The 13,291-nt window shown below is 67.6% G+C and carries 10 protein-coding genes; 4 read left to right on the top strand and 6 right to left on the bottom strand.

Annotation, left to right across the window (positions count from 1 at the left end; translation table 11 throughout):
• Positions 1–64 precede the first annotated feature (64 nt).
• The gene (locus RAN53_RS15810; protein WP_305797770.1) at positions 65–1,093 is read left to right on the top strand and encodes a Fe(3+) ABC transporter substrate-binding protein; all 1,029 of its coding nucleotides are present in this window, start codon (positions 65–67) and stop codon (positions 1,091–1,093) included.
• Between the two features lie 279 nt (positions 1,094–1,372).
• On the opposite strand, the gene polA is transcribed toward RAN53_RS15810, so the two are convergent.
• Positions 1,373–4,147, bottom strand: coding sequence for a DNA polymerase I (gene polA / locus RAN53_RS15815; RefSeq protein WP_305797758.1), 2,775 nt, complete (start codon positions 4,145–4,147; stop codon positions 1,373–1,375).
• 156 nt (positions 4,148–4,303) lie between these two features.
• Between polA and RAN53_RS15820 the strand changes: the two genes are divergently transcribed.
• The 3 genes from RAN53_RS15820 (at position 4,304) to speA (ending at position 7,806) form a co-directional block, all read left to right on the top strand.
• Entirely contained in the window at positions 4,304–4,597 is a 294-nt protein-coding gene (locus tag RAN53_RS15820; RefSeq protein ID WP_305797759.1) for a DUF2782 domain-containing protein, read from the top strand.
• 330 nt (positions 4,598–4,927) lie between these two features.
• Positions 4,928–5,887, top strand: a complete 960-nt coding sequence (locus RAN53_RS15825; protein WP_305797760.1) for a homoserine kinase — start codon at positions 4,928–4,930, stop codon at positions 5,885–5,887.
• Positions 5,884–7,806 carry a biosynthetic arginine decarboxylase gene (speA, locus tag RAN53_RS15830; protein ID WP_305797761.1) on the top strand — a complete coding sequence of 641 codons (1,923 nt, stop codon included), beginning with the start codon at positions 5,884–5,886 and terminating at the stop codon, positions 7,804–7,806. The genes RAN53_RS15825 and speA overlap by 4 nt, the downstream gene beginning before the upstream one ends.
• Positions 7,807–7,814: 8 nt before the next feature.
• Here the strand turns inward: speA and RAN53_RS15835 are convergent, their stop codons facing one another.
• The 5 genes from RAN53_RS15835 to RAN53_RS15855 form a co-directional block, all read right to left on the bottom strand.
• Positions 7,815–8,480, bottom strand: a complete 666-nt coding sequence (locus tag RAN53_RS15835) for a fumarylacetoacetate hydrolase family protein (RefSeq protein ID WP_305797762.1) — start codon at positions 8,478–8,480, stop codon at positions 7,815–7,817.
• Positions 8,481–8,581: 101 nt separating this feature from the next.
• Positions 8,582–9,580 carry an ectoine hydroxylase gene (gene thpD / locus RAN53_RS15840; RefSeq protein WP_305797763.1) on the bottom strand — a complete coding sequence of 333 codons (999 nt, stop codon included), beginning with the start codon at positions 9,578–9,580 and terminating at the stop codon, positions 8,582–8,584.
• Between the two features lie 369 nt (positions 9,581–9,949).
• Positions 9,950–11,152: a 3-oxoadipyl-CoA thiolase gene (pcaF, locus tag RAN53_RS15845; RefSeq protein ID WP_305797764.1), complete on the bottom strand. Its 1,203-nt coding sequence runs from the start codon at positions 11,150–11,152 to the stop codon at positions 9,950–9,952.
• A 29-nt stretch (positions 11,153–11,181) separates the two neighbouring features.
• Positions 11,182–12,864: an electron transfer flavoprotein-ubiquinone oxidoreductase gene (locus RAN53_RS15850; protein ID WP_305797765.1), complete on the bottom strand. Its 1,683-nt coding sequence runs from the start codon at positions 12,862–12,864 to the stop codon at positions 11,182–11,184.
• 94 nt (positions 12,865–12,958) lie between these two features.
• The coding region (locus tag RAN53_RS15855; protein WP_305797766.1) for an FAD-binding protein at positions 12,959–13,291 on the bottom strand (333 nt) is incomplete at its 5' end.

Consider the following 13,291-nt stretch of genomic DNA (forward strand, 5'->3'; position numbering starts at 1 on the left):
GTGTCAATAATGCAACGTATTATCATTCCACTAAGCCACTCACCCAGGAACCACAGAGGTCATGATGATCAAGCACGCTCGTCTCGCCGCTCCCATCGCCGTCGCGCTGGCCGGCTCCGCCTTCGCTACCGCCGTCTCCGCCGACGAGCTGAACATCTACTCGGCGCGCCACTACGACTCCGATGAGGCCCTCTACCAGGCCTTCACCGAGGAGACCGGCATCGAGGTCAACCTGCTGGAAGGTGATTCGGATCAGCTGATCGAACGCATCACCCGCGAGGGCGTGGCCAGCCCCGCCGACGTGATGATCACCGTGGACGCCGGCCGTCTGTGGCGCGCCGAACAGGAGGGCGTGTTCCAGGCTGTCGACTCCGAGGTGCTGAACGAGCGCCTGCCGGAGGCCATGCGCCACCCCGAGGGGCTGTGGTTCGGCTTCAGCCAGCGTGCCCGCGCCATCTTCTATGACCGCGAGAGCTTCGACCCGAGCCAGATCGGCAGCTACGAGGAGCTCGCCGACCCGAAATTCGAGGGGGAGGTGTGCATCCGTTCCTCGAACAATATCTACAACCAGTCGCTGCTCGCCTCGCTGGTCGAGCATCACGGCGCCGAGGGTGCCGAGGAGTGGGCCCAGGGCGTGGTAGCCAACATGGCCCGCGACCCGGCGGGTGGCGACACCGACCAGATCAAGGGCGTGGCCAACGGCGAGTGCGACCTGGCGGTGGCCAACCACTACTACTACGTGCGCCTACTGCACTCCGACGACGAGGCGGATCGCGAGGTGGCCCGCCGGGTCGGCGTGATGTTCCCCAACCAGGACGGCCGCGGCACCCATATCAACGTCGGCGGCGCCGGCGTGGTCGAGGGCGCCCCGAACCGCGACAACGCCGTGCGCTTCCTGGAGTTCCTGGCCTCCGACACCGCCCAGGAGATCTTCGCCAACGGCAACTACGAGTTCCCGGTGGTGGCGAACGTGAAGAAGAACCCGGTACTGGAGTCCTGGGGCAACTTCAAGAAGGACAGCCTCAACATCAGCAAGCTGGGCGAGAACAACCCCGAGGCCATTCGGATCTTCGATCGCGTCGGCTGGCGCTAAGCCTTTCGGCCCTCGCTTCAACCAGAAACGCCACCGCAGCCGCGGTGGCGTTTCTTTATGGTGCATCGCAAATTGGCGTGAGTTAATACGGCAGAGAGTGGCTCAGGCCGGGTTTTATGGTGGGAGGCCGGGTTCCCCGGGCGATGGAGGCCGCAGGCCTCCCGGCGAGGATTGCCATGTTCACCCGGTACCACCAGGGCGCCTGTCGGCGCCATTCGCCCGGCCGAGCCGGCCTCCCACAGGAGCGCTGCACGCCAAGGGCGAAGGCGAGCTTGGTGGTCAATGCGCCTCGTCCCAATTGGCCCCACTCTCGGCCTCGACGATCAGCGGCACGCTGAGCTCGGCGGCGGCCTGCATGCGCGCCTTCACCTGCTCGATAAAGGCCTCGACCTGGGCCTCGGCCACCTCGAACACCAGTTCGTCGTGGACCTGCATCACCATCCAGGCGTCCATCTCGCCCTCCTCCAGCCAGGCGGCCACCTCGATCATGGCGCGCTTGATGATATCCGCGGCGGTGCCCTGCATGGGGGCGTTGATGGCGGTGCGCTCGGCGCCCTGGCGTCGAGCGCGGTTCTGGGAGCGGATCTCCGGCAGGTAGAGCCGCCGGCCGAACACCGTCTCGACGAAGCCATCCTCGGCGGCCTGGGCGCGGATGCGCTCCATGTAGCGGGCCACCCCGGGGTAGCGGTCGAAGTAGCGCTCGATCCAGGTCTGGGCCTGGTTGCGCTCGATATGCAGCTGCCGCGACAGCCCCCAGGCACTCATGCCGTAGATCAGCCCGAAGTTGATCGCCTTGGCGCTGCGCCGCTGATCCCCCGAGACCTTGTCGAGCGCCACCCCGAACACCTCCGCGGCGGTGGCGGCGTGGATGTCACGCCCCTCGGCGAAGGCCTCGAGCAGCCCCCTGTCCTCGGAGAGATGGGCCATGATGCGCAGCTCGATCTGGGAGTAGTCGGCGGCGACGATGCGATAGCCCGGCCGGGCGATGAAGGCCTGCCTGATTTTTCTTCCTTCCTCGGTCCTGATCGGGATGTTCTGCAGGTTGGGGTCGCTGGAGGAGAGCCGCCCGGTGGCGGTGACCGCCTGATGGTAGCTGGTGTGCAGCCGGCCGGTTGCCTTGTTGACCAGTCGCGGCAGCTTGTCGGTGTAGGTGGACTTGAGCTTGGCCAGGCCGCGGTGTTCCATGATCACCTTGGGCAGCGGATAGTCCAGCGCCAGCTCCTCGAGTACCGCCTCGGCGGTGGAGGGCGCCCCCTTGGGGGTCTTCTTGATCACCGGGATCTTCTGCTCCTCGAAGAGGATCTGGCCGAGCTGCTTGGGCGAGCCCAGGTTGAACTCGCGGCCGGCGAGCTCGTGGGCACGCGCCTCCAGCTCGTTGATCCTCACCTCGAGATCACGACTCTGGTCATGCAGGCGCTGAGGGTCCAGGGCCACGCCGGTCAGCTCCATCTGCGACAGCACCGGGATCAGCGGCAGCTCGATCGCCTCCAGCACCTCGGCGAGCCGACCCTCGGCCTCGACGCGGGGCCGCAGCTCCTGATGCAGGCGCAGGGTGATGTCGACGTCCTCGCAGGCGTAGGGCGCGGCCTGCTCCAGGGCCACCTGGTTGAAGGTGAGCTGTTTGGCGCCCTTGCCGGCGATCTCCTCGAAGGAGATGGTCTTCTCGCCCAGGTACTTGAGCGCCAGGGAGTCCATGTCGTGGCGGGTGGCGGTGGAGTCGAGCACATAGGACTCCAGCATGGTGTCCTGAAGCGGCCCGGCCACCCGGATGCCGTAGCCGGCCAGCACCGAGATATCGTACTTGAGGTTCTGGCCGATCTTGGTCCTGCTGCCATCCTCGAGCAGCGGTTTGAGGGCGGCGAGCACGGCGGCGCGGTCGAGCTGGTCGGGGGCGTCCAGGTAGTCGTGGGCCAGCGGGATATAGGCGGCCTCCCCCGCTTCCAGCGCAAGCCCCACGCCGACGATCTGCGCCTCCATGTAGCTCAAGCTGGTGGTCTCCAGGTCGAAGCAGAAGGCGTCTGCCGCCCTCAGCCGCTCGAGCCAGGCGTCCAGCTCGGCCTGTTCGAGGATGACGTGATCCTCGCGGTTCGACGCGCCATTGCCGAGGGCCTCACCTTCCTCGCCGTCGGCATCCGGAGTCGCCGTGCCACCGGCGACGTCATCCACGCCTTCGTCACTGCCCTCCAGCAACTCGGCGAGCCAGGCCCGGAACTCCAGCCGGCGATAGAGCTCGAGCAGCGCCGCGCGGTCGGGATGGGCGATGTCCAGGTCGTCGAGCCCCACCGGCAGCTCGCAGTCGGTCTTGATGGTGGCCAATTGGTACGAGAGGAAGGCCTGGTCGCGGTGCTCCTCGAGCTTCTTCGGCAGCGTCTTGGCGCCGCGGAACCCCAGCGCCTTGACCCTCTCCAGGTCGGCATAGATGGCATCGAGCCCTCCCTCCATGCCCTGCAGCAGCCCGAGTGCCGTCTTCTCGCCGACCCCCGGCACGCCGGGGATGTTGTCCACCTTGTCCCCCATCAGCGCCAGGAAATCGATGATCAGCGCAGGCGGCAGACCGAACTTCTCCTTCACCCCCGCCACGTCGAGGGTCTCATCCTTCATGGTGTTGACCAGGGTGATATGGGCGTTGACCAGCTGGGCCATGTCCTTGTCGCCGGTGGAGATCACCGCGTCGCGCCCCGCCTCGGTGGCCTGGCGGGCCAGGGTGCCGATGACGTCGTCGGCCTCGACCCCCTCGATGCAGAGCAGCGGCAGGCCCAGCGCCTTCACGCAGTCGTGCAGCGGCTGCACCTGGTCGCGCAGGTCATCCGGCATCGGTGGGCGCTGGGCCTTGTACTCCTCGAACAGCTCGTCGCGGAAGGTCTTGCCCGGGGCGTCGAAGACCACCGCCATGGGGCTGTCGGGGTAGTCCTTGATCAGCCGCTTGAGCATGTTGAGCACGCCCTTGATCGCCCCGGTGGGCAGGCCCTCGGAGGTGGTCAGCGGCGGCAGGGCGTGGAAGGCCCGATAGAGGTAGGAGGAACCGTCGACGAGAACGATGGGAGTATCGGCCATGGAGGCATCCATTGCAGCTGGGCGGAAGATGATTCTGGTCAACCATGATACGCATTGCGCGGGGGTTTTGCCGCGGGCGGTGGGCGCCAGGCCCGGGACGCCTTACACTGGGGACAGGCACACCATCTCACCGCCCCCGGCGGCCTGGAGGTCACCATGAACGCCCTTCGCTCGCTTACCGCCCTGCTGCTGGCCGTGGGCCTGACCCTCTCCGCCGCCCTGCCGGCCCTGGCCCAGTCCGACGAGGCGCTGGCCCCGGACATCACCATCCGTCAGGAGCAGGAACGCATCATCCGCGAGTACCGGGTCAACGGCGAGCTCTACGCCATCGAGATCCGTCCCTCCAGCGGCCCCTCCTACTATCTGGTCGACCGCGATGGCGACGGCAACTTCGAGCGCCAGGAGGGCGACCGCATCGCCGTGCCCGAATGGGTGCTGAAGACCTTCTGAACAATGGAAATCGCCATCAACGGTGTAGCGAGAGGCGCCGGGGACAGGTCGTAGAGGAGGTCCGAGGACCAGGGGTGAGGAGCACTGCTCCGAACGGGCTGGCCATGGATGGCCAGCACCGGTCCTGCAAGCGAAGCGGGACGCGAGAGCGCCGCAGGGCCGAGGTAGCGTACAAGGAGGTATTTACAGCGCCTCCTCGACGGTCCGGCGCTCCGGGGCCTGTCGCCGGAAAAGCCTCGAGCGGTTCAGTCATCTGGCGGATCGACGAAGCGTGCATCACACTCGCAAGTCGCTACAATAGGCGGCTTGGCATTCCCGGGTGAGAGACACATGGCCGTATTCACACCGCTGACCGAGTCCCAGGTCGAGGCTTTCCTGAGCCGCTTCGACGCCGGCTCACTGGTCTCCCTGGAGGGCGTTCCCGCCGGCACCGAGAACAGCACCTTCTTCGTCACTACCGACCGGCGCGAGCTGGTGCTGACCCTGTTCGAGCAGGGTGAACACGAAGAGCTGCCGTTCTTCGTCGACCTGCTCGACTACCTCGACGAGCACCGCCTGCCGGTGCCGGGGCCGCTGCACGACCGCGACGGCGTGGCGCTGCACGACCTGGCCGGCAAGCCCACGCTGCTCTTCCCGCGCCTGCCCGGGCGGCACCCGAAGGCCCCCGACCCGGCCCAGTGCCGCGCCCTGGGCGAGGCCCTGGGCCGCCTGCACCGGGTGTCGAAGCACTTCCCCGGCCACCGCCCCAACCCCCGCGACCTCCACTGGCTGCTGCCCATGCACCACAAGGTGCTGGCCTACCTCGCCCCCGAGGACCAGACGCTGATGAAGGACGAGGTGGAGACCTACCAGGGGTTCTTCGGCAATGGTCCCGAACTGCCCCAAGGGGCCCTGCACGGCGACCTGTTCCGTGACAACACCCTGTTCGAGGGCGAGCGCCTGGGCGGCCTCATCGATTTCTACAACGGCTGCACCGGCGACCTGCTGTTCGACCTGGCCATCGTCATCAACGACTGGGCCAGCGACGCGGACGGCCGCCTGAATGCCGAGCGCCACGACGCCATCATCGCCGCCTACCAGGCACACCGTCCGCTGACCGCCGCCGAGCGCGACGCCTGGCCGATGATGCTGCGCATGACCGCCCTGCGCTACTGGCTCTCGCGCCTGCTGGTGATCTACGTGGATCCGCCGGCGCATGACCTCACCCCCCATGACCCCGAGCGGTTCCACACCATCCTCAAGGCGCGCATCGATCACGCTGCGCTGCCCCTGCCGGAGGCAGATTCATGAGCCGACCCATGGCCAGTACCGGAAGCCCGGCGCGGCGAGCGCGGCGCGTCTGGAACATCGACCAGTGGGGCAGCGGCTACTTCGACGTGGATGACTCCGGCCACGCCCTGGTGCGCCCCCTGGGCAGCGAGGCCGAGGGCCCTGCCCTGCCGCTGGACGAGCTGGTGGCCGAACTCAAGGCCGCCGGCCTGCGCCTGCCGGTGCTGGTGCGCTTCATCGATATCCTCCATGACCGGGTCGAGCAGCTCTGTCACGCCTTCGACACCGCCATGGCCGAGGAGAGCTTCGACGGCGGCTACACCGCGGTCTACCCGATCAAGGTCAACCAACAGCGCCGGGTGGTGGAGGAGATACTGGCCACCCCCGAACGCGGCCGCGACCGGGTGGGCCTGGAGGCCGGCAGCAAGCCGGAGCTGCTCGCCGTACTAGCGCTCTCCGGCGACGGCCCCTCGCTGATCGTCTGCAACGGCTACAAGGACCGCGAATACGTGCGCCTGGCGCTGATGGGCGAGAAGCTCGGCCACCGCGTCTACCTGGTGGTGGAGAAGCTCTCCGAGCTGCCGCTGATCCTCGAGGAGGCCGCCGCGCTCGGCGTCACGCCGCGTATCGGCCTGCGCGCCCGCCTGGCCAGCGTGGGTCGCGGGCGCTGGCAGAACACCGGTGGCGAGAAGTCCAAGTTCGGCCTCACCGCCAGCCAGATCCTGGCGGTGGTGGAGCAGCTGCGCGAGGCCAATGCCCTGGCCAGCCTGCAGCTGGTGCACTTCCACCTGGGTTCCCAGATCGCCAACATCCGCGATATCCAGCGTGGCCTCAACGAGTGCGCGCGCTTCTACCAGGGCCTGGTGGAGCTGGGCGCCCCGGTGGATACCGTGGACGTCGGCGGCGGCCTGGGCGTCGACTACGAAGGCACCCGCTCGCGCAGCTTCTGCTCGGCCAACTACTCGATGCTCGAGTACGCCCGCAACGTGGTCTACGCCTTCCGCCTGGCCTGCCAGGAACATGGCCTGCCGCAGCCGCACCTGATCAGCGAGTCGGGCCGGGCGCTCACCGCCCACCACGCGGTACTGATCAGCAACGTGATCGGCGAGGAGCGAGTCAGCGAAGCCGTTCCCGAGCGCCGGGTCGAGGGCGACCCCCAACTGGACGAGCTGTGGCGGGTCCACGACCTGCTCGGCGCCTCCCCCGACCAGCGCGGCCTGGTGGAGGCCTGGCACGACCTGGTCCAGGCCATGGGCGACCTGCACGAACGCTTCGTCATGGGACTGACCAATATCACCGCCCGCGCCGAGGGCGAGGGCGTCTACTTCGCCGCCTGCGCTCGGCTGCGCGCCCGCCTGGATACCCGCAACCGGGTGCACCGCGAGATCAACGACGAGCTGGCCGAGAAGCTCGCCGACAAGCTGTTCGTCAACTTCTCGCTGTTCCAGTCGGTGCCCGACGTCTGGGGCATCCAGCAGATCTTCCCGGTCGTGCCGCTCACCGGACTCGACCAGGAACCGGTTCGCCGCGGCGTCATCCAGGACATCACCTGCGACAGCGACGGCCGTATCGATGGCTACGTGGACGGCCAGGGCGTGGAGACCACCCTGCCGCTGCCGGAGTGGCAGGAGGGCGACGAGAAGCTGCTCGGCTTCTTCATGGTCGGCGCCTACCAGGAGATCCTCGGCGACCTGCACAACCTGTTCGGCGATACCGACTCGGTGGACGCCACCCTCAACGACGACGGCAGCTGGACCCTGAGCCATATCCAGCAGGGCGACCGGGTGGCCGACGTGCTGAGCTACGTCAACTTCGACGCCGAGGTGCTGCGTAGCAACCTGGCCGAGCAGCTCGCCGCCAGCGGCCTGGAAGAGGCCGAGCAGCGGCGCTTCCTCGATGACCTCTCCGAGGGCCTGGCGGGCTACACCTACCTGGAATAATGGCCACGCTACTCCACCACGCGGGTGGTCACCTCCAGGCCGCCGGTCAGGGTGAAGCACAGCTCGCTGCCGCGCTCCAGCGGGCCGACGCCCGCGGGTGTGCCGGTGAGCACCACGTCACCCGGCTGCAGGGTGAAGTGACGGCTTATCTCGGCCAACAGGGTCGGCACCGGGAACAGCATGTCGGCGCCTTCGCCATGCTGGCGCGGCTCGCCGTCCACCTCCAGGGTGAAGGAGAGCGCGCTCCAGTTGGGCACCTGGGAGAGCGGCAGGAAGTCCGAGAGCGGGCAGGCGCCGTCGAACGCCTTGGCGATCTCCCAGGGGTGCCCCTTCTCCTTGAGGCGCGACTGGACGTCACGCAGAGTCAGGTCCAGGGCCAGCCCGATGCCTACCACGGCACGCTCCGCCTCGTCGGCAGTGACGTGGGTCAACTCCTCGCCGATCAGCAGCGCCAGCTCGGTCTCGTAGTGCACCTCTCCCCGGGAGAAGGGGGCCTCGATGGGTGACACCATGGGCACGGCGCTGGTCGCCGGCTTGATGAAGAGCAGCGGCTCGCTGGGCACCGGATTGTCGAGCTCCCGGGCGTGATCGGCGTAGTTGCGGCCGACACAGACGATCTTGCCGAGCCGCTCGGGATAGGCCTGGCCATCGGTGAAGCGGGGGACAAAGCGCATGGCGCATCTTCTCCTTGTCTTGGGGCGTGCCGCGGGCGCGACAGACGCCACAGTCTATCGCAGCCCGCGGCACAGGCCACAGCGCTTGTGTCGCGAGGCCCTCAATCCTGCGGCGACCACGCCTCGTCCGGGGCGTGGGCCAGGAAGCCGGGGCGCCGCCGGCGCGCCGCGAAGGGCGCCACGCAACGGTTGTCGCGACGATTGTAGACGAAGAAGGCATTGCTGCGAGGATCCGGGGACATGTTGGCGTTGGAGCCGTGCAGCACGTTGCAGTCGAACAGCAGCAGGCCGCCGGCGGCCCCGGTGGGGGCCTCGATGCCGTGGCGCTCGACCAGCGCGGCCAGTGCCTCACGGCCGGGCACGCCGAGCTCCTGGGTCTTCAGCGACTGCTTGTGGTTGGCCTCCGGCGTCTCGCCCAGGCAGGGCACGAACACCCGGTGGGAGCCCGGGATCAGCATCAGCGGGCCGTTGAAGTGGTGGTTGTCGGTGAGCACGAGGGAGGCGCTCACCGCATGCATCGCCGGCATGCCGTCCTCGGCGTGCCAGGTCTCGAAGTCCGAATGCCAGTTGAAGCCCTTGCCCTCGAAGCCCGGCTTGTAGTTTATCCGCGACTGGTGCACGTAGGGCTCGCCGCCGAGGATCTGGCGGGCACGACCGACCAGGCGCTCGTCGCGGGCCAGCCGGGCGAAGCGCCGGGAGAGGAAATGCGTCGCGAACAGCGAGCGGATCTCGTTGCCGTAGGGCTCGGTGATGCTGAAGTCGCGATGGCGATAGTCGGGGTTCTCCAGCAGTGCCGCCAGCTCCCGACGCAGGGCGTCGAGCTCCTCGCCAGCGATGAAGTCGGGCTCGAACAGGAAGCCCTTGCGCTCGAACTCGTCGAGCTGCGCCCGGCTCAGGGGGCCCTCCTCGGCGCGCCCCTTCACCACCGGCTCGCGGCGGTTGAGCCAGGGCATGTCCAGGGGCTCGGCCAGGCGCGTGGGATAGGGATCATCGCCCGGACGCGGCGCGCTCTTCACGAGGCTCTGCGGGTCCGGCGAGTCGACGACACCATGACGGGAAACGGTCTTCTCAAACGCACGGTCAGACGTCTTGACTGACATCCAATCACCTCCTGTGTGTCCGTGATCAGTCTCAGCAAAACTCGCTTTCCGACGGCGAGGCAGCCGTGGGCGACTCCAGGGGAAGAAGCCGCATGGCATCATCTGGGGATGGCCCGAGGGTATTCAAGGGCGGGGACGCGCTCGAGGGTATCGCATCGGAGAACCACGCCAACCGTCTGCGGGGCGGTTGATGTTGCTCACGCAATGCGGAACCACCAGGCGTTGGATGGTGCCGCCCCGGATGTTCCTGTTCTGGTCAAATCAGAGCGGACACATTTTCAAGCCACAGCCGCCAGTTCAATCTCCCTTGGCGTTTGGTAGCTCAGGGGCGAGTTGAGCCGCCAGTTCTGACATGCGACGTGCCACTCATCATGCCCTCTCCAATAAAGTCGCTATGCCCTGCCCCACGCCCACGCACATGGTGCACAGGGCGTAGCGCTTGCCGCTCTTCTGCAGCTCATGGGCGGCAGTCATCAGCAGGCGAGCACCGGACATGCCCAGCGGATGGCCCAGGGCGATGGCACCGCCGTTGGGGTTGACCCGCGGGTCGTCGTCCTCGAGGCCCAGGTCGCGCATGCAGGCCAGGGCCTGGGCGGCGAAGGCCTCGTTGAGCTCGATGACATCGATCTCGTCCAGCGACACCCCGGTGCGCTCGAGCAGGCGCTTGACCGCGGGCACCGGGCCAACGCCCATGATGCGCGGCTCGACGCCGGCGGTGGCCATGCCGAGGATCCTCGCCATGGGGGTGAGGCCGTGCGCCTCGACGGCCGATTGGCTTGCCACCAGCATCGCCGCGGCACCGTCGTTGACCCCGGAGGCGTTGCCGGCGGTGACGCTGCCGCCCTCACGGAAGGGGGTGGGCAGGCCGGCGAGCTTCTCGAGCGTGGTCTCGCGCAGGTGCTCGTCCTGGTCGAAGATCAGTGGCGCCTGCTTGCGGCGCGGGATCTCGATGGCGGTGATCTCCAGCGCGAAGCGGCCGGTCGCCTGTGCGGCGGCGGCCTTCTGCTGGGAGCGCAGGGCGAAGGCGTCCTGGTCCTCCCGGGAGATGGCGAACTGCTCGGCCACGTTCTCGGCGGTCTCGGGCATGGACTCCACGCCGTAGGCCTGCTTCATCTGCGGGTTGATGAAGCGCCAGCCGATGGTGGTGTCCTCGATCTTCTGGCCCCGGGAGAAGGCGCTGTCGGCCTTGCCCAGCACATAGGGGGCGCGGGACATGGACTCCACGCCGCCGGCCAGCGCCAGGTCCATCTCGCCGGCCTTGATGGCGCGGAAGGCGGTGCCCACCGCGTCCATGCCGGAGCCGCACAGGCGGTTCATGGTGGTGCCGGGTATTGAGACCGGCAGGCCCGCCAGCAGCGCCGACATGCGCGCCACGTTGCGGTTGTCCTCGCCGGCCTGGTTGGCGCAGCCCATGAAGACTTCTTCAATCGCCGCCGGGTCCAGCTCGGGGGCTTCCGCCAGCACCGCCTTGAAGATGGTGGCGGCCATGTCGTCGGGGCGCACGCTGGCAAGCGTTCCGCCGAAGCGGCCCACGGCGGTCCGTCGCGGATGGCAGAGGAATACGTCGGTCATCACACACTCCATACAGGGACAATTTGAGCTTACATATTGGGGTAGTTCGGCCCGCCGCCGCCCTCCGGCGCCACCCAGGTGATGTTCTGGGCCGGGTCCTTGATATCGCAGGTCTTGCAGTGCACGCAGTTCTGGAAGTTGATCTGGAACTTGGGGTTACCTGCGTCATCCTCGACCACCTCGTAGACCCCGGCCGGACAGTAGCGGCTTGCCGGCTCGGCATACTCGGGCAGGTTGTCGCGGATCGGCAGCTCCAGGTCGGCCAGCTTCAGGTGACAGGGCTGGTCCTCCTCGTGGTTGGTGTTGGAGAGAAACACCGAGGAGGGCTTGTCGAAGGAGAGCTTGCCGTCGGGCCTGGGGTAGTCGATCTTCTCGAATTCGCCGGCCGGCTTCAGGGCGGCATGGTCCGGGGTGGTGTCGTGGACGGTGGGCAGCTTGCCCCGCAACAGCTGGTCGGCGAAATTGTAGGCGCCGCCCATGACGGTGCCGTACTTGTGGATCGCCGGGCCGAAGCTTGAGCTCTCCTTGAGCTCGGCATAGGCCCAGCTCGCCTCCCACTTCTCGGTGAAGGCGGTGAGTTCCTGGCCGCCCTCGTCGCCCCTGGCCACCGCCTCGAACACCGCCTCGGCGGCCACCAGGCCGGACTTCATGGCGGTGTGCAGGCCCTTGATCTTGGCGAAGTTGAGGGTGCCGGCGTCGCAGCCGATCAGCAGGCCCCCGGGGAAGGTCATCTTCGGCAGGCAGTTCAGCCCGCCCTTGGCGATGGCCCGGGCGCCGTAGGCGACCCGCTTGCCGCCCTCGAGGTGCTTGGCCAGCACCGGGTGGTGCTTCATGCGCTGGAACTCGTCGAAGGGCGAGAGCCAGGGATTCTGGTAGGAGAGGTCCATGATCAGGCCCACCACCACCTGCTGGTTGTCGCCGTGGTAGAGGAACCAGCCGCCATGGGTGTGCTTGTCCAGGGGCCAGCCGGAGCCGTGCAGCACCAGGCCGGGCTCGTGCTTCTCGGCGGGCACGTCCCACAGCTCCTTGAGGCCGATGCCGTAGTGCTGGGGGTCCTTGCCCGCGTCGAGGCGATACTCCTCGATCAGGCGCTTGCCGATATGCCCCCGGGCGCCCTCGGCGAACAGGGTGTACTTCGCCCGCAGCTCCATGCCCGGCATATGGCCGTCCTTGGGCTGACCATCGGCGCCCACGCCCATGTCGCCGATCAGGATGCCCTTGACCACGCCCTCCTCGACGATCGCCTCCTGGGCGGCGAAGCCCGGGAAGATCTCCACGCCCAGCCCCTCGGCCTGCTCGGCCAGCCAGTGGCACAGGTTGCCGGCGCTGATCACATAGCGGCGGGAGTCGCCACTCGGCATGTCCCCACCGGTGTTGTGCATGGAGGGCGGCACCAGGGCGTTGGGCAGCTTCTGGCCCTTCTCGGCGTCCTTGAGCAGGTAGACCTCGTCGCGGCTGGCCGGGGTGGTCAAGGGCGCGCCACGCTCCTCCCAGTCGGGGAACAGCTCCTGCAGGGCGCGGGGCTCGAAGATGGCGCCGGAGAGGATATGGGCGCCGACCTCGGAGCCCTTCTCCACCACGCACAAGGAAAGCTCCTGTTGCGCCTCGCTCGCCTGCTGCATCAGCCGGCACGCGGCAGTCAGGCCCGAGGGCCCGGCACCGACGATGACCACATCGAATTCCATGGATTCGCGTTCGCTTTCTGACGCCATGTTCCGTCCCTTGAAGAAGAAAAAAGTCGACGGAAACGGCAAACGCCACTGCCGCCGACAATCGGAGAGACCACTTCTGAATCAAGTCCAACTGCTACAGTTTGCTTTCCAGTTCCGGCAGGGCCTCGAAGAGATCCGCCACGAGACCATAGTCGGCCACCTGGAAGATCGGCGCCTCCTCGTCCTTGTTGATGGCGACGATCACCTTGGAGTCCTTCATGCCGGCCAGGTGCTGGATGGCACCCGAGATGCCCACTGCGATATACAGATCCGGGGCGACGATCTTGCCGGTCTGCCCCACCTGCATGTCGTTGGGCACGAAGCCGGCATCCACCGCGGCGCGCGAGGCACCGATGGCCGCGCCCAGCTTGTCGGCGATGCCGTCGAGGAGCTTGAAGTTCTCGCCGTTGCCCATGCCGCGGCCACC

Source organism: Halomonas sp. SSL-5 (genome assembly GCF_030708455.1).
In the GTDB taxonomy this organism is placed as follows: Bacteria; Pseudomonadota; Gammaproteobacteria; order Pseudomonadales; family Halomonadaceae; genus Halomonas.

Excerpts from the sequence above, each read along its gene's own strand:
- RAN53_RS15825 (WP_305797760.1), top strand. The coding sequence starts at position 4,928 with ATGGCCGTATTCACACCGCTGACCGAGTCCCAGGTCGAGGCTTTCCTG.
- RAN53_RS15820 (WP_305797759.1), top strand. The coding sequence starts at position 4,304 with ATGAACGCCCTTCGCTCGCTTACCGCCCTGCTGCTGGCCGTGGGCCTG.
- RAN53_RS15810 (WP_305797770.1), top strand. The coding sequence starts at position 65 with ATGATCAAGCACGCTCGTCTCGCCGCTCCCATCGCCGTCGCGCTGGCC.
- RAN53_RS15835 (WP_305797762.1), bottom strand. The coding sequence starts at position 8,480 with ATGCGCTTTGTCCCCCGCTTCACCGATGGCCAGGCCTATCCCGAGCGG.
- RAN53_RS15850 (WP_305797765.1), bottom strand. The coding sequence starts at position 12,864 with ATGGCGTCAGAAAGCGAACGCGAATCCATGGAATTCGATGTGGTCATC.
- polA (WP_305797758.1), bottom strand. The coding sequence starts at position 4,147 with ATGGCCGATACTCCCATCGTTCTCGTCGACGGTTCCTCCTACCTCTAT.
- pcaF (WP_305797764.1), bottom strand. The coding sequence starts at position 11,152 with ATGACCGACGTATTCCTCTGCCATCCGCGACGGACCGCCGTGGGCCGC.
- speA (WP_305797761.1), top strand. The coding sequence starts at position 5,884 with ATGAGCCGACCCATGGCCAGTACCGGAAGCCCGGCGCGGCGAGCGCGG.
- thpD (WP_305797763.1), bottom strand. The coding sequence starts at position 9,580 with ATGTCAGTCAAGACGTCTGACCGTGCGTTTGAGAAGACCGTTTCCCGT.